This window comes from Nocardia sp. GTS18 (assembly GCF_013839555.1).
In the GTDB taxonomy this organism is placed as follows: domain Bacteria; phylum Actinomycetota; class Actinomycetes; order Mycobacteriales; family Mycobacteriaceae; genus Nocardia; species Nocardia rosealba.
In genome coordinates this window covers 47,944-70,060 of the sequence record NZ_JACBIU010000028.1, presented here as the reverse complement: position 1 = coordinate 70,060, position 22,117 = coordinate 47,944, and the positions used below count along the sequence as shown (strand labels likewise).

24 protein-coding genes are annotated in these 22,117 nt (G+C 67.8%); 11 read left to right on the top strand and 13 right to left on the bottom strand.

Annotated features, from left to right (window positions below; all coding sequences use genetic code 11):
• Positions 1 to 722 precede the first annotated feature (722 nt).
• From HYG95_RS19815 to HYG95_RS19800, 4 genes are read right to left on the bottom strand one after another with little or no spacing between them, the layout of a single operon-like run.
• Positions 723 to 1,406 carry a DUF1707 domain-containing protein gene (locus HYG95_RS19815; protein ID WP_181699860.1) on the bottom strand — a complete coding sequence of 228 codons (684 nt, stop codon included), beginning with the start codon at positions 1,404 to 1,406 and terminating at the stop codon, positions 723 to 725.
• Positions 1,407 to 1,466: 60 nt separating this feature from the next.
• Complete coding sequence (locus HYG95_RS19810) at positions 1,467 to 2,117, bottom strand: response regulator transcription factor (protein WP_181699858.1); 651 nt, start codon at positions 2,115 to 2,117, stop codon at positions 1,467 to 1,469.
• A gap of 8 nt (positions 2,118 to 2,125) precedes the next feature.
• The gene (gene macS, locus HYG95_RS19805; protein ID WP_181699857.1) at positions 2,126 to 3,307 is read right to left on the bottom strand and encodes a MacS family sensor histidine kinase; all 1,182 of its coding nucleotides are present in this window, start codon (positions 3,305 to 3,307) and stop codon (positions 2,126 to 2,128) included.
• Positions 3,288 to 4,526 (bottom strand): AI-2E family transporter, encoded by a 1,239-nt coding sequence (locus HYG95_RS19800; protein ID WP_181699855.1) that lies wholly within the window; start codon positions 4,524 to 4,526, stop codon positions 3,288 to 3,290. Before HYG95_RS19800 ends, macS begins: the two co-directional genes overlap by 20 nt.
• 72 nt (positions 4,527 to 4,598) lie before the next feature.
• On the opposite strand from HYG95_RS19800, the gene HYG95_RS19795 reads away from it, so the two are divergent.
• Both HYG95_RS19795 and HYG95_RS19790 read left to right on the top strand, forming a co-directional pair.
• Entirely contained in the window at positions 4,599 to 6,119 is a 1,521-nt protein-coding gene (locus tag HYG95_RS19795; RefSeq protein ID WP_181699867.1) for an adenylate/guanylate cyclase domain-containing protein, read from the top strand.
• Positions 6,120 to 6,123: 4 nt separating this feature from the next.
• Complete coding sequence (locus HYG95_RS19790; RefSeq protein ID WP_225281549.1) at positions 6,124 to 7,206, top strand: YbhN family protein; 1,083 nt, start codon at positions 6,124 to 6,126, stop codon at positions 7,204 to 7,206.
• Here the strand turns inward: HYG95_RS19790 and HYG95_RS19785 are convergent.
• Both HYG95_RS19785 and HYG95_RS19780 read right to left on the bottom strand, forming a co-directional pair.
• Complete coding sequence (locus HYG95_RS19785) at positions 7,203 to 7,559, bottom strand: DUF3054 domain-containing protein (RefSeq protein ID WP_181699852.1); 357 nt, start codon at positions 7,557 to 7,559, stop codon at positions 7,203 to 7,205. The two genes, HYG95_RS19790 and HYG95_RS19785, sit on opposite strands and share 4 nt — an antisense overlap.
• Positions 7,560 to 7,584: 25 nt before the next feature.
• A complete protein-coding gene (locus HYG95_RS19780) occupies positions 7,585 to 9,171 on the bottom strand; it encodes an NTF2-like N-terminal transpeptidase domain-containing protein (protein ID WP_356985474.1) in 1,587 nt (528 codons plus the stop codon).
• A 479-nt stretch (positions 9,172 to 9,650) separates the two neighbouring features.
• On the opposite strand from HYG95_RS19780, the gene HYG95_RS19775 reads away from it, so the two are divergent.
• Together HYG95_RS19775 and aroQ are read left to right on the top strand one after the other, a co-directional pair.
• A complete protein-coding gene (locus HYG95_RS19775; RefSeq protein ID WP_181699847.1) occupies positions 9,651 to 10,217 on the top strand; it encodes a hypothetical protein in 567 nt (188 codons plus the stop codon).
• 82 nt (positions 10,218 to 10,299) lie between these two features.
• The gene (gene aroQ / locus HYG95_RS19770) at positions 10,300 to 10,752 is read left to right on the top strand and encodes a type II 3-dehydroquinate dehydratase (RefSeq protein WP_181699845.1); all 453 of its coding nucleotides are present in this window, start codon (positions 10,300 to 10,302) and stop codon (positions 10,750 to 10,752) included.
• Here the strand turns inward: aroQ and HYG95_RS19765 are convergent.
• Positions 10,749 to 11,195 (bottom strand): nitroreductase/quinone reductase family protein, encoded by a 447-nt coding sequence (locus HYG95_RS19765; protein WP_181699843.1) that lies wholly within the window; start codon positions 11,193 to 11,195, stop codon positions 10,749 to 10,751. The genes aroQ and HYG95_RS19765 overlap by 4 nt on opposite strands.
• A 132-nt stretch (positions 11,196 to 11,327) precedes the next feature.
• Between HYG95_RS19765 and HYG95_RS19760 the strand changes: the two genes are divergently transcribed.
• Genes HYG95_RS19760 through HYG95_RS19750 form a run of 3 tightly spaced genes read left to right on the top strand, consistent with a single transcriptional unit; the run spans position 11,328 to position 13,310 of the window.
• Complete coding sequence (locus HYG95_RS19760; protein ID WP_181699841.1) at positions 11,328 to 12,248, top strand: ABC transporter ATP-binding protein; 921 nt, start codon at positions 11,328 to 11,330, stop codon at positions 12,246 to 12,248.
• The gene (locus tag HYG95_RS19755) at positions 12,245 to 13,084 is read left to right on the top strand and encodes an ABC transporter permease (protein WP_181699839.1); all 840 of its coding nucleotides are present in this window, start codon (positions 12,245 to 12,247) and stop codon (positions 13,082 to 13,084) included. Before HYG95_RS19760 ends, HYG95_RS19755 begins: the two co-directional genes overlap by 4 nt.
• Entirely contained in the window at positions 13,074 to 13,310 is a 237-nt protein-coding gene (locus HYG95_RS19750) for a helix-turn-helix transcriptional regulator (protein WP_067643518.1), read from the top strand. The genes HYG95_RS19755 and HYG95_RS19750 overlap by 11 nt, the downstream gene beginning before the upstream one ends.
• A 46-nt stretch (positions 13,311 to 13,356) precedes the next feature.
• Here HYG95_RS19750 and HYG95_RS19745 read toward each other — a convergent pair whose 3' ends face one another.
• Positions 13,357 to 14,226 carry an NAD(P)-dependent oxidoreductase gene (locus HYG95_RS19745; protein WP_181699837.1) on the bottom strand — a complete coding sequence of 290 codons (870 nt, stop codon included), beginning with the start codon at positions 14,224 to 14,226 and terminating at the stop codon, positions 13,357 to 13,359.
• 144 nt (positions 14,227 to 14,370) lie between these two features.
• Between HYG95_RS19745 and HYG95_RS19740 the strand changes: the two genes are divergently transcribed.
• Positions 14,371 to 14,697, top strand: coding sequence for a helix-turn-helix domain-containing protein (locus tag HYG95_RS19740; RefSeq protein ID WP_067497730.1), 327 nt, complete (start codon positions 14,371 to 14,373; stop codon positions 14,695 to 14,697).
• Positions 14,698 to 14,704: 7 nt separating this feature from the next.
• Here the strand turns inward: HYG95_RS19740 and HYG95_RS19735 are convergent, their stop codons facing one another.
• Entirely contained in the window at positions 14,705 to 15,829 is a 1,125-nt protein-coding gene (locus HYG95_RS19735; protein WP_181699835.1) for a glycerate kinase, read from the bottom strand.
• A gap of 202 nt (positions 15,830 to 16,031) precedes the next feature.
• On the opposite strand from HYG95_RS19735, the gene HYG95_RS19730 reads away from it, so the two are divergent.
• Positions 16,032 to 16,343 (top strand): GNAT family N-acetyltransferase, encoded by a 312-nt coding sequence (locus HYG95_RS19730; RefSeq protein WP_067497724.1) that lies wholly within the window; start codon positions 16,032 to 16,034, stop codon positions 16,341 to 16,343.
• Here HYG95_RS19730 and HYG95_RS19725 read toward each other — a convergent pair.
• Positions 16,337 to 17,098, bottom strand: coding sequence for a 1-acyl-sn-glycerol-3-phosphate acyltransferase (locus tag HYG95_RS19725; RefSeq protein WP_067643509.1), 762 nt, complete (start codon positions 17,096 to 17,098; stop codon positions 16,337 to 16,339). The genes HYG95_RS19730 and HYG95_RS19725 overlap by 7 nt on opposite strands.
• Positions 17,099 to 17,203: 105 nt before the next feature.
• Between HYG95_RS19725 and HYG95_RS19720 the strand changes: the two genes are divergently transcribed.
• Complete coding sequence (locus tag HYG95_RS19720; protein ID WP_181699833.1) at positions 17,204 to 17,842, top strand: YqgE/AlgH family protein; 639 nt, start codon at positions 17,204 to 17,206, stop codon at positions 17,840 to 17,842.
• 42 nt (positions 17,843 to 17,884) lie between these two features.
• Here the strand turns inward: HYG95_RS19720 and HYG95_RS19715 are convergent, their stop codons facing one another.
• From HYG95_RS19715 to HYG95_RS19705, 3 genes are all read right to left on the bottom strand, one after another.
• A complete protein-coding gene (locus HYG95_RS19715) occupies positions 17,885 to 18,667 on the bottom strand; it encodes an ABC transporter permease (RefSeq protein ID WP_181699830.1) in 783 nt (260 codons plus the stop codon).
• Positions 18,664 to 19,620, bottom strand: a complete 957-nt coding sequence (locus HYG95_RS19710; protein ID WP_181699828.1) for an ATP-binding cassette domain-containing protein — start codon at positions 19,618 to 19,620, stop codon at positions 18,664 to 18,666. The genes HYG95_RS19715 and HYG95_RS19710 overlap by 4 nt, the downstream gene beginning before the upstream one ends.
• Before the next feature lie 105 nt (positions 19,621 to 19,725).
• The gene (locus HYG95_RS19705) at positions 19,726 to 20,250 is read right to left on the bottom strand and encodes an EXLDI protein (protein WP_067643858.1); all 525 of its coding nucleotides are present in this window, start codon (positions 20,248 to 20,250) and stop codon (positions 19,726 to 19,728) included.
• Positions 20,251 to 20,391: 141 nt separating this feature from the next.
• Between HYG95_RS19705 and HYG95_RS19700 the strand changes: the two genes are divergently transcribed.
• Entirely contained in the window at positions 20,392 to 22,101 is a 1,710-nt protein-coding gene (locus HYG95_RS19700) for a thiamine pyrophosphate-binding protein (protein ID WP_181699825.1), read from the top strand.
• Positions 22,102 to 22,117 lie beyond the last annotated feature (16 nt).

The following is a 22,117-nucleotide window of genomic DNA, read 5'->3' as shown; positions in this document are numbered from 1 at the left end:
GGCCCACGCTGCCCGAAGCCCGGCCCCCAACCGGTCCAAGCACCGTGCGGCGACTGGATGTGCGTCCCCGTCCCAGGTACATAACCCGTCGCCGACCCACGCACAGCAAGCCCTGGCGCTGGAAATCCAGCCGCCTCGGCCCCGCTCGCCACCGAATCCCAGGGCGACGGGGAACCAGCCACCCCATGCCCCGGCACCGCAGACACGATCGCACCGGCCCCCGATTCAGGCGGGCTGGATCCGACGGCGGACCCACCGGGGCTCGACGGATCTTGCGCCGGCAGACCTCCGGCGGCGTTCTCCCACCCCCCGTGCCCTTGCCCGGCCGGATGGCCTACCGCGCCCCACCCAGCCCGATCGGCACCATCGCCGGTACCAGAACCCGGCCGAACCTCGCTCTCCCTCGACGGCCCACCACGAGCCGCCGTCAAACGAGCCTGCGCGAGCAACCACCCGGCGGATTCCCGTCCACCCGACGCCACGCCGGCCTGCGTACCAGTCGATCGCCCGGCACAAGTCGGCGACTGCCCAGGCAGGGTCAACTGTTCACGCAGAACACCCAGATCCGCCCCGACACGGCCCAACCGCACCCCGAGGGTCGTCAGTTCGTCAGACAGGCGTGCGACCAGCGCAGGATCGATGGCGTTCATAGCCCCATGGTCCGCTCACCACGGTCGCCGGGCATGAGTAGAACCACCCGGATGGGGGTGGTCCCTACCTGATCATTGCCCGAGGAAGCGCCGCCATTGCACCATGAGGGGGTACTTGGCGGTGACCGAGCCGAAGCGGACGCGACCGTGGACCACCAGGTGCAGTGGGCCGATGGGTGGGCCGGTGCGGACGCGGTTGTTGGCGCTGGAGCCGATGAGGGTGAGGCCGTTGAGGTCGACGGTCGCGGCGGCGGGGACGAGCAGGGTGAGGCTCGTGCAGTAGTCGTCGACCTGGATTTCGACGACCTGGGTCTGCATCACGGCCGAGGTGAAGTCGAGGGTCACCCCGGACATCAGGCCGTTGAGGTGCAGTCTCGGCGGCACCTGCCACGGCCCACGCCGCTGCACGCTGGACAGCCTGCTGCGGATGACGGCCGGGTTGGTGCCGCCCGGTACGGGGGTGTGCCGGGGTTTCGGCATGGCGGCCGGTTGGGGCGCGCCCGCGATCCGCATGCCGGGCAGGTCGACGAGGACGGCGTTCAGTTCGCCGCGCGTCTTGGCCGCGAGCGCGGTGTCCATCCGCTCGGTGAACTCGCCGAGCGACAGCATGCCGAGGCCGACGGCGCGCTGTAGCAGCTGGCCGACGTGTTCGCGTTCGGAATCGGATACTCGCAGGTCGCGGTCGCCGACCGGGCCCGCCGTCGGCGTGCCGGGGACGAAGGCGCTGGGAGCGAAGAGGGAATCGGGACCACCCATGTTTCGAGGCTAGCCAGGAACACCGACCCGCGCATCAGGGCAAACCCCCAATTCCGTGTCCTACTCGAGGCCCTGTTCGATGGCGTACCGGGTGAGTTCCACCCGGTTGGCAAGCTGAAGTTTGCGCAGCGTGGCCTGCACATGGTTCTCGACGGTGCGGTGCGAAAGGTTGAGCCGCGCGGCGATCTGCTTGGCGGACAACCCCTTGGCGACCATCCGCAGCACCTCGGTCTCGCGGTCGGTCAGCGACGGCCGGTGGGGTTGGTCGGGTTCGGCGGGTGCGGTGGCCATGCGCCGGTATTCGCCGAGCACCACCCCGGCCAGACCGGGCGTGAACACCGGCTGACCGGCGGCGGTGGCGCGCACCGCGTCGATGAGTTCGGCGGCCGACGCGCTTTTCACCAGATACCCGCTGGCCCCGGCTTTGATCGCCTCGAGCACGTCGTCGCGTTCGTCCGATGCCGAGAGCACGAGCACCCGGCTGTGCGGTGATACGCGCAGCACTTCGGCGGTGGCGGTCGCCCCGTTGCCGTCGGTGAGCTGCATGTCCATCAGCACCACGTCGGGTTGCACGGCGGCGGCGCGGCGGGTGGCGGTGCCGACCCCGTCGGCGGTGGCGGCCACGGTGAACCCGGCCTCGGTGAGGTCGCGCGACACGCCCTCGCGCCACATCGGATGGTCGTCGACCACCATCACGCTGATCTCGCCCATCGCTGCTCCTAGCTCGCTCGGTGCGCCGCGTGGCGCGGGATCCGGAATTCCCATTCGGTGCCGAAGTCCTCGCTCAGCAGTTCGGCCGTGCCGCCGAGCGCCGAGATGCGCCCGACGATCGAGCGCGAAACACCCATCCGCCCTTCGGCAGCGGCTTCGGCCAGCCTGCCCGGCGCGATGCCGATACCGTCGTCGCGCACACTCACCACCAGCATGTCACCGGTGTCCTCCAGCAGCACATAGGCTTTCGCCGCCGCACCGGCATGCAATTCGACATTCGACAGAGCCGTCGCCACAGCGGCCGAAATCTCCTGGGCGACAAGCCTTCCGACGAGCACCGGGTCGCCGGGCGTGGCCACCGAGACCTTCGGTGTCGCGCGTGCGGTGAGCAACGGCCGCAGGTCGACCTCGGCCGCGCCGGAATCGGCCCGGTCACCCTGTTCGGAGAGCAGCACCCGAAGCGCCACCTCCTGCTCGCCCGCCCGCTGAGCGAGTTCGCTTGCCGCCCCGCCTATCTCGCCGCCGCGCCGTTTGATGTAGGCGAGCACCTGCAGTACCCCGTCGTGCACTTCACGCGCCAAGCGCTCGCGTTCCTGCGCGGCGGCGGTGATCCGCAGCGCCCGTTCGAGCTGCCCCTGCGCACGCCGCGCCGTATTGGCCGCCAATCCGAGCGCCAACCCCACGGACACCAGCACAGGCGCGGTCGCATCACCCCACACGTCCTGGCCCCACTGGTCACGCACGGTCACCACGACGGCCGACATCACCAGCCCTGCAACAACTCCCGCGACGGGTCCACGCAGAATCGCCATCGAGATCACCGAGTTGGCGATCCACAGGGTGGTCGGCAGGGTCTGATGCCCGTGATACCAGTCGTAGTCGGCGACGAGCCGGGTGGAGGCGATCAGCAGCACCGTCACCACTTGGTCGCCGACGACGACCCATCCGCGAATCCGGCTGGTCGCCTCGGGGAAGTACCACTGCGACAACATCAATGCCGAGGTACCCGACCAGATCGCCATCAGCGCGATCAGCACCCAGCTCAGCCGTGGATGCTGGTAGTAGGGCACCGACGCGATCTGCTGACCGATCGCGTACAGCAACGTGACCAGCCGGAATGCCTGGGCGGCCCGCCACAGGGGCGCGGTCGCCGCGTCGGCCGATCTCAGCTCAGCTGTGTGGGTCCGCATCGCCGGACTCGTCTGTCGCCTTGCGCAACCGCGCGGTCACGTCGAACCGGCCCGGCTCGGGTTTGTCGGGTTCGGCATCGAACAGGCCGCCGTCCCTGGCACCGGCGAGCTCGCCGTACGCCTCGTCGGGGGTGTCGGCCAGCAGATAGCGAATCGCGGTGTTGCCCACCGCGATCAGCGGCACGGCCAGCAGCGCGCCCGCGATCCCGCCGACGACCAGGCCCGCGGTGATCGCCAGCACCACCGCCAGCGGGTGGATGCTCACGGCACGCCCGAGCAGCAACGGCTGCAGCACATGCCCTTCCAGCTGCATCACCGCGATGATGATGCCGAGCACGATCAGCGCGGTGACGAAACCCTTGGTGACCAGCGCGATGAACACGGCGACGAACCCGGCCACGACCGCGCCGATGATCGGGATGAACGCGCTGATGAACACCAGCGACGCCAACGGCAGCGCCAGCGGAACGTGCAGAATCGCCAGCCCCGCACCGATGCCGATCGCGTCGACACCAGCCACGACCACGGTGGCCCGCACGAAACCGACGAGTGTGCCGAAGCCCAGTTCGCCTGCGGTGCGCACCTTTTCGCGATGCGGTGTGGGCACCACCCGGGTGATGAAGTTCCAGATCTGATCGCCGCCGTAGAGGAAGAAGATCAGGATGAACAGGATCAGGAAAGCGCCGGTGAGGATGTGACCGATGGTCGTCGCGGTGGTGAGCGCACCGCTGGTGAGGCTTTCGCGGTTGTCCTGGATGGTGCGCACGATGGTGTCGCCCGCACTGCGGATCTGCTGGTCGCTCAGGTGCGCGGGCCCGTTGATGAGCCAGTCCTGCACCTTGTGCACGCTGTTGGTGACCTCGTTGGACAACGCGGGCACACCGTCGACGAACTGTTCGACGACGAAGGTCATGATCCCGGCGAGCAACCCGATCGACCCGATCAGCGCCACCGACACGCCGATCGCGCGCGGAATCCCCACCCGCTGCATCCAGTCGACCAGCGGCGCGAGCAGCGCGGCCGCCAGCAGCGCGATGGCCAGCGGGATGACGACCGTCGCGAACTTCTGCACGATCATCCCCAGCGCGATCAGCGCCGCGAAGATGATCAGCAGCCGCCAGCACCACGCGGCCGTTTTACGGACCAGCGGATGTACTGCCTCGGCGTCGGAACGCCACGGCGTGGACGCGGGCCCGGAATCCGGCTTCTGGACGGTCACCCGAGAGAGCCTATCGGTCGCAACGCTAGATTGGTTGTCGTGTCGGCGCCTCTGGAAGCGGTCAAACAGACCATGCGAACGCGCTGGCCGCTGTATCTGACCTCAGTACTGCTGGCCAATGCCTTCGGCGCGGTGCTGGTCTGGGCGTTCATCCAGTACGGCCTGCCGGTTCCCGAGGGTCATCAAGGCGGCGTGCGCGAGGCGGGTCTGCTCGCCCCGCTCGTCGTGTTCGGTGCCGCCGCGGTGCTCAGCATCATCGCCGCTGCCATCATGTTGCGCCCGGTGATGCGCTGGCAGATGCGCGGTGGTCCGCCGAGCAGGCGCGAACAAATGGCGGCGCTGCACGTGCCGCTGCGGCAGTCGATCGTGCACCTGATCCTGTGGATCATCGGCGGCGCCATCCTCGCCGCGCTCATCATCGCCGAATCGCCGGAGCTGGCGGGCGCGGTGATCGTCACCGAATGTATGGCCGCCACCATCGTGTTCGGCTTCACCTACATGCTCGGCGAACGCATTCTGCGGCCGGTCGCGGCCGAGGCGCTCACCGAGGGCACCTTCGACCACACCCTCACCCCCGGTGTCGGTACGCGCATGGCGATGACCTGGGGAATGGGCACGTTCGCCCCGACCATCGCGATCGTGCTGCTGTGCGTCACCCAGATCTCCTCGGATGTGAAGTTCTCGGCGAAGTCGCTGGCCATCTCCATCCTGCTGCTGTGCGGTGTGGTGATCCTGCAGGCGCTCGCACTGTCGATGCTCACCGGATCGTCCATCTCCGACCCTGTTCGTCAGCTGTCCCAAGCCATCAACAGGGTGCAGGCGGGCGCGCGTGACGTGCAGGTGGAGGTGTACGACGGCAGCGAGATCGGGCTGCTGCAGGTCGGTTTCAACCGGATGATGGAAGAGGCCGCCAAACGCCGCAAGCTGCAGGAGCTGTTCGGTCAGCACGTCGGTGAGGAAGTCGCGCAGCGCGCGCTGGACTACGGGACCGAACTCGGCGGTGAGACTCGCTTCGTCGCGGTGCTTTTCGTCGACATGGTGGGGTCGACCGCCGCCGCGGCCGAACGTCCGCCCACCGAGGTGGTGAGCCTGCTCAACGAGTTCTTCCGGGTGGTCGTCGACGTGATCGATCGCCACCACGGCTTCGTCAACAAGTTCGTCGGCGACGCCGCCCTCGCCATCTTCGGCGCACCGCTCGACCGCCCCGACGCACCGACCGCCGCCCTGGCCGCCGCCCGCGAGCTGCGTGAGGCGCTGCGTGAAGTGACCACCCTCGATGTCGGCATCGGCGTGTCGGCCGGGCTGGCGGTCGCGGGCAATATCGGCGCGGCGAATCGTTTCGAATACACCGTGATCGGCGACCCCGTCAACGAGGCGTCGCGACTCACCGAACTGGCCAAAGAGCACCCCGGCCGCGTTCTCGCTTCGGGTAGCGCGCTGTACTTCGCCTCGGAAAGCGAGCAAGACCATTGGGAGACCGGCGACGAGGTCCAGCTGCGTGGCAGACGCAGAAAAACCCGCCTGGCCTGGCCGAAGCCGGTCGCGGCCAGGTCCGGCGTGGACCAGGGAGAACAGTCGCGTTCGCTAGGCTGACATGGTGACGGCCGACGGCGACCTAGCAGGCGATCCCGCCGCGCATCCCGTCGTGCGCCGGCCCAACCGTTTTCGCTGGGTGAAATGGGTGCTCGGCGCGATCCTGCTCGCGCTGCTGGTCGGCGAGGGCGTGTACCTGTGGCCCCGGCTGCACGAATCGTGGCGCACGCTCACCGAGATCCACTGGGGCTGGGTGCTGCTGTGCGTGTTCACCCAGGCCGTGTCGATGAGCGGGTTCGGGCGGGTGCAGAAGCAGCTGCTGCACGCGGGCGGGGTCGACGTGAGCCAGGGCAAGTCGGTGTCGGTGGTGTACGGCGCCACCGCCATGTCGCTGACGCTGCCCGCGGGCCAGGTGTTCTCCACCGCCTTCACCTATCGCCAGACCCGGCGCTGGGGCGCCAGCCCGATCGTGGCGTCGTGGCAGCTGGTGTTCTCCGGTGTGGTCGCCGCGGCCGGGCTCGCGCTGCTCGGTATCGCAGGCGCTGCTCTGGTCGGTCAGGGCATCGGCGTGAAACTCATCGCCACCCTCGTTCTGCTCGGTGTGGTGCTGGTGGCGGGCAATTATCTGGCCAGGCATCCGGGCACGCTCGAGGCGATCCTGCGCAAGGTGCTCGCGCTGGTCAACCGATTACGGAAGAAGCCCGCCGGCCACGGCATCGCCAAGCTGGCCGAGATCCGGGCGCAACTGGAATCGGTCGACCTGGGCAAACGCGACGGCGCGCTGGTCGGGGTGTGGGCGCTGGTGCACCGATTCGCCGACGTGGCCTGTCTCGGCGCGGCGTGTTACGCGGTGGGCGCCGATCCCAAGCTGTCCGGTCTGCTCATCGCGTTCGCCGCGGGCAAGGCGGTGGGTTCGATTCCGTTCGCGCCCGGCGGCATCGTCTATGTGGACGCCACCCTGATCTACGGTCTCACCGCCGGTGCGGGCCTGCCCGCCGCGCAGGCGGTCGCCGCCGCGTTCGTGTACCGGTTCGTGAGTTTCATCCTGGTCGCGATCGTCGGCTGGATCGTTTTCGCGTTCCTGTTCCGCACCAAGCAGGCCGACGACGAGGAATACGAGGCCGAGTTCAAACAGCGCCGGATCTAGCGCAGCGCACGCACAGCCGCGCGCCACCCGAGCAGGAACAGCGCGAGCACCGAGGCCGCCACGATCATGAAGCTCACCGCGGTCCCCTGCCCACTCACCGCCCGCAACACCATCCCACCGACGAACGTCGATCCCCAGATCACCACGCCACTCGGCCACAGCGCCGCCGGATCGAACCGCCTGCCCCGTGCGATGACCCAGGCGATCCCCCACCCGATGAGAAGCCCGACCGCGAACGGCCACACCGTCTTCACCAGCCCGGCAAGCACATCCTCGTCATGACTACGCCGCCCGATCGCACAAAAGACGATCACGAGCAGCACATCGACAGCGAGGGGCGCGAATCTCTTCACACCGTGCAGCCTAGTTGTGGGCTTCTCAAGCTTCTGGGGTGGCCAGGGACTTCAGGAGGACGGAGGCCAGGCGGGAGGTGGCGTCTCCGCTGTCGACATCGGCGATGTGTACCGCGAAGGCCAGATCCCCCATCGTGGCGAGCAGCCAGCCGTCGGATCCGCCGGTCGCGGCGAACGCGGTGACGTCGCGGAAGCCACGCAGCGCGGCGGTTTCCGGCTTGTTGATGCCCTCGTGCATCATCGCGCGCAATCGGTCGACGGCGGGCGGGGGCAGGGCGGGGATCGGGTTGTCGACCTTGCCCGGCTTGCCTGCCTCGATCATCGGCGCGGCCACCTCGCCACGCGCGATGGCGGCGGCGGCGAGCGCCATACCGAACGGGCTGGCCAGCACCGCATCGGAACCGGCGCCCTGACGCACCTGTTCGGTGCTGCGCCCGGGTGCGGCGATCCGCCCGGTGACCTCGTCGAGCCCGGCCACCTTGAAGTCGACACCCACGCCGAGCGCGGCGGCGGCCTCCGAGGCTTCCTGCACCGAAACATCTTGCGGCGCTTTGTTCTTGGTCGCGGCGGCCACGGCGCGGAACAACTCCATCGTGCCGCCCGCCGGGAACAGCCCGGTGAACGCGATGGGCCCCTTCTCGGTGGCGTAACTGTTCTGCGCCACCGCGACAACGGCTCCGGTCGACGGCTGGATCGCCACCACCGAGGCGGGCGTGCCGACGCTGACCACCGCGTCCTCGGCGGCCCGCTGCAGGCGCTGATCCATGGTCGCGGCGATATCGGGACCGGCGGGGCCCTGGTATCCGGCCACCTGGTTGACGAACCGTCCGTCGGCCTCGAAGATCTGCACGCCCCAGCCGGCCGTGGCCTCCAGACTGGCCTTCCACACCTCGCGCAGCGAGTCCAGCATCGGCGACCAGGTGCGGCGGTCGGCGGAGATCAGCTTGGGCTGCTTCTCCATCACCACGCCGGGCACCTTGGCCATCCTCGGCTCGAGAATGGCGAAATCGCCCTCGCGCAGATTCACCGCGACCACCGGCTTGCCCTGCGAGGCAGCGAGCTGCTCCATCAGGTAGGGCCCGGTGATGAGCGGGGCGACGGGTTCGATGGCATCGGCCAATGCGTTGGTGGAGGCGACGAGGTCGCCGGTGCGGGCGGGGTCGATCTTGATGACATTGATGATCTGTTCGGTCATCAGCGGCTCGCCCGCCAGGTCGACCACGCGCGGCGGCGGCTTGGCGGTGGTTCGCACGAGCTTCACGGTGCGGTTGTTCGTCAACTGCGGCATCACCACGGCGGGGTCCCAGCTGATCCGCCAGCCGATGGCGAGCTTGCGGACGGTGCCCTGCAGCGTGTAGCTCCAGTCCTTGTTCTCGCCGAAGTTCCAGGCCACGTCCATGCTGAAAATGGCCGACTGCGCGTCGAGGTCGATGACCTGGGTCTTCTCGTAGTCGACAGTGCCCGACTGCAACCCCTCGAACATTTGCTTGATGGTTGCCGAAGCGGCAGCGGGGTAGGAGGTCAGATCGGCGGCTTTGGTGTAGTCCTGCTTGTCGAGCAGGTCGGTGAACCGCTGGACGACGGTCTCGGACTCACTCGTCTTCCCACCCACGCCACACGAGCACAGCGCCATCGCGAGGGTCGCAACCCCCGCGATCGCCATTGCGCCCCGGACGCGAAAGCGGCGGGATCCCCACACATCCATATCGCCCACTCTTCACTCTTGCCACTCCGGTAACAAAACAACCGTACCGGAAGTTGACCCGTCTCCGATGCCCCGGTAAACGGGACGCTATCCGACCTCAGCACCTCGATTGTGCCCGAACTCCGACCCCGTGAGGGGATGATTTCGAACCTCGCCCTGCCAGTGGCAACAACTGGCGCGCTTACCGTACCGGCAGGCCCGCACACTTGTGAGTATCTCGCATCGTCTGGCGATTCACAGCGAGGGTACCCATCGCCACCGACAACCAATCGCCCGCCACCGATCATCCGAATTCGCGTTCACCCACGGCACAATCGCGCACCCGAATTTCGGCGTAATCTTGTAATCACTGCAACACATGCACTCTCCGACAGCAGGTGATCATCATGCGCAACGCCCATCGCGAACGCGGATTCGGCCGTCCCGGCGGCTGGCAACAGGCCGATCTACCCGACGCGGCCGATGCCGCCGACTGGTTCGCCGGACGATTGCCCGCCGACTGGTTCACCGGCCCGCCCGAACTCGACATCGACCGCGACGAGATCGTCGTCGTCGGCGAACTCCCCGATCCAGGCGACGCGGACGCACCCGCCTCGGCGGCGACCCGCGAGGGCGCGCTCGCCCGCTTCCGCGAGTCGACCCGCCCGGCGCGCATGCGCATCGCCGACGAGGCTCAGCGCCGGTACGGGCGAAGCGTCGCCTGGGGCGTTCGGGTGAACGGTGAACGAATCCTGTTCACCCACTTGGCCGTTCCTGTGATGACGCGCCTGCGTCAGCCCGAACGCCAGGTGCTCGACACCCTGATCGATGCGGGCGTGGCCCGTTCCCGCGCCGACGCGCTGGCCTGGACGGTGAAACTGGCGGGCAAGCACGCCGAGAGCTGGTTGGCCGAATTGCGCGAAGCCATGCGCAAAGTGGACGACCTACGCGCGGAAGGCCCTACCGGCTTCTGAGTTCCCGGCCCCGGCTGCGGGAGCGCTCGACCCGATGACGGTGCGACGACCCGAGGCCGGGGCCGCGGGTTAGGCTCGACCCATGGAGACGTCCGTGCAGGCCACCGGTCCGATTCTCGTGCTGAACGGGCCGAACCTGAACATGCTCGGCACCCGTCAACCACAGATCTACGGTTCCGACACCCTCGAAGATGTGGTCGCACTCTGCGAGCGCACGGCGGCCCGGTTCGGGCGCGAGGTGGTGGCGTTCCAGTCCAATCACGAAGGCGCCCTGATCGATCGGATCCATCAGGCGCGCGGCGTCGCGTCGGCCATCGTCGTGAATCCCGGTGGCCTCACCCATACTTCGGTCGCCCTGCGCGATGCCCTGGTGATTCCGGAGGTCCCGATCGTCGAGGTGCACATCAGCAATGTGCACGCCCGCGAGGAATTCCGGCACCACTCCTTCGTCTCCCCCATCGCCACCGCCGTCATCGCCGGACTCGGCATCCAGGGTTACGCGGCGGCGATCGAGTTCCTGAGTACGCGGGTCTAGGCCAGGCGGAAGACGGGGAATCCGGGCGCGATCGCGGCGAGTTCCTCGTCGGTCGAGTCCTTACTGACACCCTCGAAGAAGGCGCCGACCTCCCAGCCGAATTTCTTCAGATAGAGGCGCAGTACCGGCACCTTCTCCGCATCGGGAACCTCGGTGGCCGAGAAGGTTTCGGCCTTGCGGCCGAGTCGCAATTCGCCCCCGCCCGCGACGCGCAGATTACGCACCCACTGGGTGTGGCCGCGCGGCGCGACCAGATAGCGAGTGCCGTCGGCGGCGGCGAGCACGTTCACCATGGTGGTGCGCCATTCGCCGCTGCTGCGGCCGCGCACGGCGAGCAGCCGCGAACCCATGATGCTGATGCCAAGTCGCGGCAGCTGATTGACGACCCTGAGCAGGGTCGCCTCGATACCCGAGGGAGCCAGATAGCGACTCGCGTTCTCCATGCGCCAAGCATGTCAGTCGTCGACCGGAAGCGAGCATCGAGATCCGATTTGCCCGTTTTCGCGAAAGCATTGCCGCAATGAGATGTAGTACTTATGCTACATATCATCGAAAGTCGATGACTGGGAGGAATCATGGCTTCGAGTAACGGCGTCGTTCTCGACGTCCAGCGGTTGCGGATGCGCTACGACGAGGCGGATGTACTGCACGATGTGACATTTCAGGCTGCGCGCGGGGAGGTGCTCGTGATGCTCGGGCCCAACGGCGCGGGCAAAACCACCACGATCGAGATCCTCGAGGGGTTCCGCAGGAGGTCGGCCGGTCGGGTCGACGTGCTGGGGGCCGATCCCGAACACGGTGACGAACACTGGCGCGCCCGGGTGGGGGTGGTGTTGCAGTCCTGGCGTGATCACGCGAAATGGCGTGTGCGCGAACTACTGCGACACCTCGGTAGCTACTACCGCCCCTACGCCACGGCCACAGTCCAACGGCCTTGGGACACAGACGAGCTCATCGATCTGGTCGGCCTCACCGAGCAGGCCGACGCCAAGATCGCCACCCTCTCGGGTGGGCAGCGGCGCAGGCTCGATGTCGCGATCGCCATCGTCGGCAGGCCGGAACTGCTGTTCATGGACGAGCCGACCGCCGGTTTCGACCCGGCCGCGCGTCGCGATTTCCACGATCTGGTGCACCGGCTGGCCGATCTGGAGAACACCACCGTCCTGCTCACCACCCACGATCTCGACGAGGCGGAGAAGCTGGCCGACCGCATCTTGATCCTGGCCGGCGGGCGGGTGATCGCCGACGGCTCACCCGACGCGCTTGCCCGCTCGATCGCGGGGGAAGCACAGGTGAGCTGGACCGTCGACGATCAACGGTTCGTGCACACCACCACCGAGTCCACCAAGTTCGTGCACGAGCTGTTCACCCAGCACGGTGCCGACATCGCCGACCTCGAGGTGCGCCGCGCCTCGCTGGAAGACACCTATATGACCCTGGTCCGGCGCGCCGAGTCCGGTGAGACCGTCCACGCACTCACGGAGGTGACCCGATGAACACCGCTCTGCGCGCCGGTTTCGCCCGCGGCCTGATCGAACTGCGGCAGGTCTACACCAACGCACCCGATCTGATCGGCCAATTCCTCACCCCGGCAATCACTCTCGGCGTGCTGTTCCTGCTGCGCGACCGCGACTACGGCGACAGCGGGCTCGGTATCGCCGAGCTGGCGGTACCCGGCCTGCTCGGCAGCATCATCGCGTTCAACGGGATGTACGCCATCCTCAATGTGTTGGTGCTCGACCGCGAGGACGGCACGCTGCTGCGGGCCAAGGCGGTGCCCAAGGGCATGGTCGGCTACTTCGTCGGCAAAATCGTGAGCACCACGGGGGCGGTGGTGGCGCAGGTGGCTATCGTGCTCGGTGTGGGAATGGCGATCATCGGCGGCTCGTCGCTGAGCGGACCCGGCGCGGTGGCGACCTTCGCATGGGTACTCGTGCTCGGCCTGCTGGCCGTGCTGCCGATCGGCGCGATCCTCGGCAGCGTGCTCGACACCAGGACGGCCTTCCTGCTCACCATCCCACTGATGGGCCTGATCGCGATCTCCGGCGTCTTCTACCCGATCACCGCCCTGCCCGGCTGGTTGCAGGTGCTCGGCCAGCTGTTCCCGATGTACTGGCTCGGCCTCGGCATGCGCTCGGCGCTGCTGCCGGGTGAGGCCGTCGGCATCGAACTCGAGCAATCCTGGCGTCATCTGGAAACTGTTGGCGTACTCGGCATCTGGGCCGTCGTCGGCTTGGCTCTCGCCCCGGTGGTGCTGCGGCGGATGGCCGAGCACGAGTCGGGCGCGACCATGGCGACGCGACGGGACAAGGCGATGCAGCGTGCCTTCTGAGGTCATCTACAACCGCATCGCGATGCTGCGCGCCGAGCGTGGCATCTCCCGGCGGGACCTCGCCGAAGCACTCGGCGTGCACTACCAGACCATCGGCTACCTCGAACGCGGCGAATACAGCCCGAGCCTGCACCTGGCGCTGCGCATCGCGGCCTATTTCGAGGTAGCCGTGGAGGTGGTGTTCTCCACCGAGCCGTTCCCCCGGCTCGGCACCGGAACGGCCTAGAACGAGCGAACCGTCCGACCCCACGTCGGACGGTTTCGCTACTGCCTCAGGAGTTCTCGCCGCGCATCAGCTCATAGGTCGACACGGGCTTGCCCGCGGCCTCGGTGGCCGCGATGGCCTTGCGCCAGAACGACTGCGCCAGGTGCGAGAACGCCGCGTCGACACCGACTTCCTCGCTGGCGTCGATGATGTGCTGCGCGCCCGCGTCCATCATCTTCAGGCTGGCCAGGTCCGCCCAGCCGCCGTTCTGGTTCGCCACCGAGAACTGCTCCATGAAGTACGGGAAGGCCTCGCTGGCGCGGACCGCGAACGGAACGAACTGGGCGATGTCGTGACCGGACTTCGCGATCACGGCGGTGGCCTGGTCGAAGGCGAGCAGCCACGGGTGGAAGATCACCAGCAGCGCCTGGTAGAAGACCTGTGCGAGACCGTCGTCGGCGCCGAGGTACTCCTGCGGGCTCAGCGGGCGAAGCAGGTCGGCGTGCGCGTCGAACACCGCTTTGGGACCGCTGTAGAAGATGTAGGACGCGGGATGGGCGATATTGTCGCCCGCCGACATCACGCCACCCGAGAAGAACTCGGCGCCGCGCTCACGCACCCACTTCGCACCCGCCCGCGCCTTTTCGGGCGAATCGGAGGACAGGTTGGCGATCACCTTGCCGGGCAGGTGGTCGACCGCCTGGCCGAGCACGTCGTACATGGCGTCGTAGTGGGTGAGGCTGAGCACCGACACCTCGTTGGCGTCGAGCGCCTCGGCGACGGTCTCGGCCCGCTTGGCGCCGAGGGCGACCATGGCGTCGACCTTGGCGGTGCTGCGGTTCCACACGGTCACCTCGACGCCCGCCTCGAGGAAGGCCTTGACCATGGACTGACCCATCGGGCCCAGGCCGAGAACGGAAACTGATCGGGTACTCATGGTGTAGCCCTTCGCTTTTTCGATACGGATTGGTTCGGCGCCGGTTTCCATGGTGTCGGCGGCGGCAGCGCGCGGGAAGACCGCACGTTGCAGTGCGGTTGCTTACCTATAGGTTCGAAATACGGTCAGAAGGGTGCGCAGACGATGAGCAGTGACGCAGATCACCAGGTGTGTGGCATGAGCCTGGCCATCGACGTGGTCGGTGGCAAATGGAAACTGCACCTGATGTGGGTGCTCGGCGAAGGGCCGCAGCGATTCGGGAACATCCGGCGGCTGCTCGACGGTGTGAGCGAGAAGGTACTCACCGAGAACTTGCGCCATCTCGAGGCGGCCGGGGTGGTGCGTCGTGAGATCTTCCCGGAGATCCCGCCGCGCGTCGAATACTCGCTGACCCCGCTCGGCGAAACGCTGCGCGACGCGCTCGCCCCGCTCGAGGCGTGGGGCGACCGGCATCGCGCCGTGCTGGTGTGACCGGCGGCTACAGGTATTCGCGGGCGATGCGCTCGCCGATGCGTTCGAGTAGTTTCCCGGCGGTCAGCATCGACCGCGCCGCGTCGGGTTCCAGTTCGCTGAGCGGATAACAGGCGGCGAACCCGGCGGCGCGAATCTCGCCCGGCGACAGCATCGTTCGGCCAACCGCCGCCACTACCGGTACCCGCGCCGCGTTGGCCGCCGCCGCGACCCCCACGGGCGCCTTGCCGTGCATGCTCTGGTGATCGAGCGACCCTTCACCCGTCACCACCAGCGCCGCCCCCTTGACCAGCGCGGTGAATTCGAGCAGCTCGAGCAGCACGTCGATGCCGCTGCGCACCTCGGCGCCGAGGACGGCAAGCGCACCGAAACCGGTGCCGCCCGCCGCGCCAGCGCCCCCGATCTCGGCATAGCCGGTGCCGAGGATGGCAGCCCAATTGGTGAGTGCCGCTTCGAGTTTCACCATCATGTGCCGGTCGGCGCCCTTCTGCGGCGAGTACACCGCCACCGCACCGGCCGGGCCGAGCAGCGGGTTGTCGACATCGCAGGCAAGGGTGAAGCGTGCCCGCGCGACAGCGGGATGCAGGCCGGCCCGATCGACGGCCGCCACCCGGCTCAGCAGGGTGACGACATCCATCGCGGTGCCGTCCAGTTCGTCGTTGTTCTCGTCGAGCAGGCGCAGGCCGAGCGCGCGCAACAGCCCAGACCCGCCATCCGTCGACGCACTCCCACCGAGCCCGAGCACGATCTCGCTCGCCCCCGCGTCCAGCGCGTGCGCCACCACGACGCCGAGACCGAAGGTGTCGGCCCGCAACGGCGCGAGCCTGCCACCGGGAAGTTTCACCAACCCCACCGCCGCGGCCAGCTCCACCACCGCGGTCTCGTCGCGTATCGCGTACACCGCCCGCGAAGGCTCGCCCGTCGGCCCCGGCGCGTCGATCTCCACCCGCTGCCAACCGGCTGCGGCGAAGGCCTCGACCATTCCGTCCCCACCGTCGGCCACCGGCACCGCCCGCACATCGGCCCCGGGCGCCCGGCGCCTGATTCCCACCCCCAACGCGGCCGCCACCTCGGGCGCGGTCAGCGAACCCTTGAACTTGTCAGGGGCAAGCACCACTCGAGGACCACTCATCCCGACATTCTCCGGGCAAACCTCCGAACCCGCCACCGTCTTCGACAACCCCACTGCGCGAGTACGCACCACCCCCGCCTTCCCGGCCCCGCACTCCCCGACCTCGAGGAGGGGACGTCGCGAAGCGGCGGTTCGCGACGGGACCGGCGGGGCCGCGAACTCGAGCGCGCCAGCGCTCCAACAAACACTGTAGCTTCTACACATGGCGACCGAGGTCCGCGAAAATACCGCGCTTGAGCGGTTCGAACTCATCTCCGACGGTACCCCCGCCGGCTATATCGAATACCAGGACACCGGTGCCGAACGCGCCCTCGTCCACACCGAGATCTACCCGGAGTTCCAGGGCCGCGGGTTGGGGAACACGCTGGTCGAGTCGGCGCTCACGACCAGTCGCAAGGAAGGGTTCGAGGTGCTGCCGATGTGTTCGATGGTGCTGCACTTCATCACCGAAAACCCCCGCTACATCTCCCTGGTCCCACAGGGAGCCAGGGAGATGTTCGGGCTGCCTCAGTAGTTGGCGACGGCCCCGTCGACGGCGGCTTGCAGTTCGTCCTTGACAAGGCGGGCGATATCGCCCGGTCGCGCGGGTAGCTCGAGCACGGGTGTTCGGAAGTAGAAGCTCGACGACACCACCTCGTCGGCGCCGGGTTCGATCGCGTCGGCGGGGCGCGGCCCGTAACTCAAGCCGATGGCGACGAGGGCGGGCGGGGCGCCGAGTTTGGCGGCGCGGAAGGCGATGTGCCCGATACCGCTGCCGACCGGCTGCACCGTCTTGTGGTCGACGAGGTTGCAGGTGCCCTCGGGGAAGACCGCGAGGTGGTCGCCGTCGGCGAGGCGCTGGGCGCACACGTCCATCATGCGCTGACCTGCCGCGTTCACCGCGCGTATGCCGTGGTCCTTGCCCCGGAACACCGGGATCCCACCCATCATGTCGACCTTGCGGCGCTGTTCTGGATCGGCGAACAGTTCGTCCTTGGCCAGCACACGTACCCGGCCGATCTTGGCGCGCAGCGGTGACCGCCAGGCCGCGGCGGCGACGGTGTACGGGTCGCTCGTGGACAGGTGGTTGATGGCGTAGATGATCGGCCGCTTGCCGCGCACCAGCGCGGCGACCTGCGCCTTGGCGCCCTCGGCGTAGCTGATCCTCGGCCGGAATCGCCGGGCGAGCACCGCGTAGGAAGCCAGCGCCTTCCACCGGTTCTGCCGATGTCGCAGGTAGTAGTCGTACACGGCGTCGCTGTCGTCGAGCAGGACTTCGGGCGTGTGCATGCCGCGACCCTACCGGGCATCGCCGGGCCGGTCGGGATGAGATATTTCCGGTTCTCCCCGGGTCGAGGGAAGCGCGGGACACCCATCCAATGCGATGATGGGCCGGTGGCACGCGGAGACGACCCGGACGAACGCCGGACTCGCGACGGGCACGGCGACGACCGACGGCGCGGACAGCTCGGTGCCCGCATCCGTGCCGGTAACCTGCTGGTGTCCGCGATCGACCTGGTAGAACCTACTTTTCGGCGGACAGTCGTGTACGTCATCGAGCACAACGACGCGGGCAGTCTCGGCGTGGTACTCAACCGCCCGAGCGAGACCCCGGTGCGCGATGTGCTGCCGCTGTGGGCGGATCTGGTGGCCGAGCCGACCGAGCTCTACATCGGTGGACCGGTGAAACGCGACGCCGCGCTGTGCCTCGGCGTGCTCCGGGTCGGCGCCGAGATCGGCGAGGTGCGCGGGCTGCGCCGGGTGGACGGGCGGGTGGTGCTCGTGGACCTGGACGCCGATCCCGCCGAGATCGCCCCGCTGGTGGAGGGCATCCGCGTGTTCGCCGGGTACGCGGGCTGGTCGATGGGGCAGCTCGAGGGCGAACTCGACAACGACGACTGGGTGGTGGTGTCGGCATTGCCCTCGGACCCGGTCGCGACCGATCGCCACGACCTGTGGGCAGGGGTGCTGCGGCGTCAGCCGCTGCCGCTGTCGCTGCTGGCAACCCACCCGATCGAGCTGGAACGCAACTGAAGTCCGGCCACCCCTGGCGAGGTGGCCGGATCTTGCTGTCTCTCAGCGGGTTTGTTTGCGGAAGATCGACTTCGACCAGAGGAACCCGCCACCGGCGATCGCCGCGCACCAGGCCAGCGACACCCAGCCGTTCACCCCGATCTCGGTGCCCATCAGCAGTCCGCGCAGGGTTTCGGTGATGGGGGTGAAGGGCTGGTACTCGGCGAACTGACGCAGGCCGACCGGCATGGTGTCGGTGGCGACCAGGCCACTGCCGAGGAACGGCATCATCACGATGGGAAACGGTGCGTTGCTGGCACTTTCGGCGTTCGGTGACAGCAGACCGAGGGCGATGGCGAGCCAGACGAAGGCGAAGGTCACCAGCGCGAGCAACCCGAAGGCCGCCACCCATTCCAGAGCGTTGGCGTTGGGCCGGAATCCGATCAGCAGCGCCACAGCGGTCATCACCGTGATGCCCGCCATCGCTTGGATGAGCGCGCCGAGCACATGGCCGGTGAGCATCGAGGATTGCGAAATCGCCATCACCCGAAAGCGGTTCACGATGCCTTTACTGGCGTCGGTGGCTATCGACACCGCCACCGACACCGTCATGTAGGCGGGCAGCAGCAACAGCATGCCGGGGGCCAGGTAGTCGATGTACTCACCGCCGGAAGACTTTTCGAGCGCGCCGCCGAACACGTAGTTGAACACGAGCAGCAGCACGATCGGCATGATGATGATGCTGAACGTCATGCTCGGGTAGCGCTTGGCGTGGGTGATGTTGCGGCGCAACATCGTCATGGTGTCGGCGAACGTGTGATCGCGCCGGACGGTCTGGGTGGTCATCGCACGGTCTCCTGGATGGTCGGCTTGCCGGTGAGGGTGAGGAATACGTCGTCGAGGTTCGGGGTGTGCACCGAGATGCCACCCGCCTCGATGTGATGGGCGTCGAGCACATCGAGCACCGCGCGCAGCGAACGCACGCCGCCGTCGCCCGGCACGGCGAGAGTGAGGCCGTCGCTGCCTTCGAGCACCTGCGCCGAGGAACCGAGGGCGAAGCGCGCCGCGTCGAGGCGGGCACGGTCGGCGAAGTCGATGCGGATGTGTCCGCCGGGAATGAGCCGTTTGAGTTCTGCCGCAGTGCCTTCGGCGACGATGCGGCCCTGATCGAGCACCGCGATGCGGTCGGCCAGCTGGTCGGCTTCCTCCAGGTACTGGGTGGTGAGGAAGACGGTGACGCCGAGGTCGTCGACGAGCGTGCGGATGATGTCCCAGATGGAGCGGCGGCTGCGCGGGTCGAGACCGGTGGTCGGTTCGTCGAGGAAGATGATGCGCGGATTGCCCACGAGGGTCATGGCCAGGTCGAGCCTGCGGGTCATCCCGCCGGAGTAGGTGCTCGCCGGCTTGTCGGCGGCCTCGACGAGGTCGAACCGTTCCAGCAGTTCGGTGGCCAGACTGCGGATCTCCCGCTTCGGAAGGTGGTTCAGGGCGCCCATGAGCTCGAGGTTCTCGCGGCCGGTGAGCAACTCGTCGACGGCGGCGAACTGACCGGTGACGCCGATGAGTTCCCGCACGTCGTCGACCGAGGCGCGCACGTCGTGGCCGCCGACCCGGATCTCGCCGTCGTCGGCGCCGATCAGGGTGGTGAGGATCTGCACGGTGGTGGTCTTGCCCGCGCCGTTGGGGCCGAGCAGGGAGAAGATCGTGCCCTCGGCGACGGTGAGGTCGATGCCGTCGAGAACCGTGTGCTCGCCGTACGCCTTACGCAGGCCGCGGGCGGTGATGGCCGGGTGAACCATGGTCGTCCCTTTCCAGAAGATTGCATTCATTGGTGCGAATAAGTGCATGTTTTAACCACACCGCCCCCTCGGGGCTGCGGTGTCGGTGGGAGTTGTTGTGGTGCGCTAGATGTCGAGGTCTTCGATGCGCGGGTGCGCGGTGACTTCTTCGACCTTGCGGTACAGGTTGTCGGGGATGCGGTCCTTCAGGTCCTTCAGATCGTCGAGGATCTCGTACTCGTAGTCGCCCCAGTCGGTGGCCTGCTCGCCGATGCCGAGCAGGCGCCGCCAGTTCTTCCAGTCCTTCAGATCGCCGAGGTCGTCGGACGGGTAGTCCTTCCACTTCGCGGTATGGGTGGCGAGCACGAACTTGCCCTTGCGGCTGCGATACACCTGCTGATGCAGCGTTCGCTTGTCGGTCATATCGCGCCATTCGCCCAGCAGAACGCCCTGGAAGCGCACCTGCCGCACGCCGTCGCGACCGACCCGGAGCACGACCTCGTCGAACCCGGCCGCACGACCCTCCTCCGACTCGATGAGTTTGCGCAGTGCGCTGACCACCGTGCTGGAGAGGTTGCCGCCGACGAGCTCCTGTGCCCGCTGGAACACCGGCAGATCGTCGTCGGATACGTAGATCGTCTTGTTGGGCATGAACTCAATATACATAGATGTATACGTACACACAAGGGTTGGTATTCGCCCACCCTCTGAACTCGGCGTCGGCGTGCCACGTAATCCCAGGTGACAGCGGTGATCACCGCTGTGGATCTTCGTGGCGGAGAAGGAGTGCCGATGCCGGACCGTGTGGTGGACTACCTGGTGCGGGCGGTGGCCGACCGGGGCATCGGCCAGATCTTCGGCGTCGACGGCGCCAATATCGAAGACCTCTACGACGCGATCTTCGACGCGGGCGGCCACCCGGCCGGAATCATCGCCAAACACGAGTTCTCGGCGGCGACCATGGCCGACGGGTACGCGCGCAGCACCGGTGGACTCGGAGTCGTCGCCGCGACCTCGGGCGGCGGGGCAGTGAATCTTGTTGCCGGGCTGGCTGAGTCGTTCGCATCGCGGGTGCCGGTACTCGCGCTGGTCGGTCAGCCGCCGACAAGCCTGGAAGGTCGCGGCGCGTTCCAGGATTCCAGTGGACTGGCCGAATCTCTCGACGCGGCAGCATTGTTCGCGACCGTGAGCCGATACTGCGCGCGGGTCACCGAACCGGCGCAGGTGCCTGGGCAAATCGCCGAGGCAATCGCGGCAGCCGAGTCCGGTGGGCCTGCGGTGTTGTTGCTACCCAAGGATATTCAGCAGCAGATGATGCCGGACCTGATCGCGGCACACAGCAATGGTCAACGGCCCGCGCCGGTCGACCGGGCAGTCACGGTACCGACCACCTCGGCCATCCACCAGCACAGCGCCCTTGCCGAGGTCGCCACTCAGCTCGCCGCCGCCCGCAGGTTGGGAAAGGTCGTGGTCATCGCGGGCGATCAGGTCGCCCGCGACAATGCCCGCATCGAACTCGCGGAACTGGTCGAGGCACTCGATGCCTCGATCGGTGTGGCACCGGACGCGAAGGACGTGTATTCCAACACCGGCCCCGGCTTCTGCGGTGTCGCGGGCAGCATGGGTCACGCCGACCTGCTCGATGCGCTCGAATCGGCGAGTGCCTGCCTGCTGGTCGGCACCCGCCTGCCGGTGACCACCCGTGCGGGCCTCGGCACCGCTCTCGCGGGGCTTCCCCTGCTCAGCGTGGGCGCGCTCGCGCCCCATTTTCCCGCCACGCACGCCACCAGCACCGACCTCGCCACCGCGCTGACCGTCCTTCGTCCCGAGCGACACCGCCCCGTGGTCGGCCACGACTCAGCCGTAACCACACGCACCGAACCGCACAACACCGACCTCACCCTCATGTCCGTTCCGGCCGCCGACGGCCCCGGCCTGCGCTACCGCGCAGTCGTGGAGGCGATTCAGCGCGAACTCCCCGAGGGCGCCGACATTTTCGCCGACGCGGGTAACACCGGCGCCTCGGTGGTGCATTACCTACGGGTGCCCGAGGGTGGACGATTCGTCGTCGCGCTCGGCATGGGTGGCATGGGTTACGCGTTCGGCGCCGGAATCGGTTCGGCGTTCGCCCGCGGTGCCGCCCACCGCACCGTCGTGATCGCCGGCGACGGGTCGTTCTTCATGCACGGCATGGAGATCCACACCGCCGTCGAATACGACCTGCCGATCACCTTCGTGGTGTTCAACAACAACGCGCACGCCATGTGCGTCACCCGTGAACAGATCTATTACCGAGATCGGTACAGCTTCAACCGTTTCCGCACCACACATCTCGGGGCGGGCATCGCCGCCATGTTCCCCGGACTACCCGCCCACACCATCGACGAACCAACCGAACTCGACGCGACCCTGCGCCGTTGCCTGACCATCGACGGGCCGTCGTTCGTCGAAATCCGCTGCGACCCCGACGAAATCCCGCCGTTCCTGCCCTTCCTTTCCTGACCGACGAGGAGAACAC

What these genes read in the sequence shown, in the direction of transcription:
- HYG95_RS19815 (WP_181699860.1), bottom strand. Translation starts at nt 1,406, where the DNA reads ATGGGTGGTCCCGATTCCCTCTTCGCTCCCAGCGCCTTCGTCCCCGGC.
- HYG95_RS19810 (WP_181699858.1), bottom strand. Translation starts at nt 2,117, where the DNA reads ATGGGCGAGATCAGCGTGATGGTGGTCGACGACCATCCGATGTGGCGC.
- macS (WP_181699857.1), bottom strand. Translation starts at nt 3,307, where the DNA reads ATGCGGACCCACACAGCTGAGCTGAGATCGGCCGACGCGGCGACCGCG.
- HYG95_RS19795 (WP_181699867.1), top strand. Translation starts at nt 4,599, where the DNA reads ATGCGAACGCGCTGGCCGCTGTATCTGACCTCAGTACTGCTGGCCAAT.
- HYG95_RS19775 (WP_181699847.1), top strand. Translation starts at nt 9,651, where the DNA reads ATGCGCAACGCCCATCGCGAACGCGGATTCGGCCGTCCCGGCGGCTGG.
- aroQ (WP_181699845.1), top strand. Translation starts at nt 10,300, where the DNA reads ATGGAGACGTCCGTGCAGGCCACCGGTCCGATTCTCGTGCTGAACGGG.
- HYG95_RS19765 (WP_181699843.1), bottom strand. Translation starts at nt 11,195, where the DNA reads ATGGAGAACGCGAGTCGCTATCTGGCTCCCTCGGGTATCGAGGCGACC.
- HYG95_RS19760 (WP_181699841.1), top strand. Translation starts at nt 11,328, where the DNA reads ATGGCTTCGAGTAACGGCGTCGTTCTCGACGTCCAGCGGTTGCGGATG.
- HYG95_RS19755 (WP_181699839.1), top strand. Translation starts at nt 12,245, where the DNA reads ATGAACACCGCTCTGCGCGCCGGTTTCGCCCGCGGCCTGATCGAACTG.
- HYG95_RS19745 (WP_181699837.1), bottom strand. Translation starts at nt 14,226, where the DNA reads ATGAGTACCCGATCAGTTTCCGTTCTCGGCCTGGGCCCGATGGGTCAG.
- HYG95_RS19740 (WP_067497730.1), top strand. Translation starts at nt 14,371, where the DNA reads ATGAGCAGTGACGCAGATCACCAGGTGTGTGGCATGAGCCTGGCCATC.
- HYG95_RS19735 (WP_181699835.1), bottom strand. Translation starts at nt 15,829, where the DNA reads ATGAGTGGTCCTCGAGTGGTGCTTGCCCCTGACAAGTTCAAGGGTTCG.
- HYG95_RS19730 (WP_067497724.1), top strand. Translation starts at nt 16,032, where the DNA reads ATGGCGACCGAGGTCCGCGAAAATACCGCGCTTGAGCGGTTCGAACTC.
- HYG95_RS19725 (WP_067643509.1), bottom strand. Translation starts at nt 17,098, where the DNA reads ATGCACACGCCCGAAGTCCTGCTCGACGACAGCGACGCCGTGTACGAC.
- HYG95_RS19715 (WP_181699830.1), bottom strand. Translation starts at nt 18,667, where the DNA reads ATGACCACCCAGACCGTCCGGCGCGATCACACGTTCGCCGACACCATG.
- HYG95_RS19710 (WP_181699828.1), bottom strand. Translation starts at nt 19,620, where the DNA reads ATGGTTCACCCGGCCATCACCGCCCGCGGCCTGCGTAAGGCGTACGGC.
- HYG95_RS19705 (WP_067643858.1), bottom strand. Translation starts at nt 20,250, where the DNA reads ATGCCCAACAAGACGATCTACGTATCCGACGACGATCTGCCGGTGTTC.
- HYG95_RS19700 (WP_181699825.1), top strand. Translation starts at nt 20,392, where the DNA reads ATGCCGGACCGTGTGGTGGACTACCTGGTGCGGGCGGTGGCCGACCGG.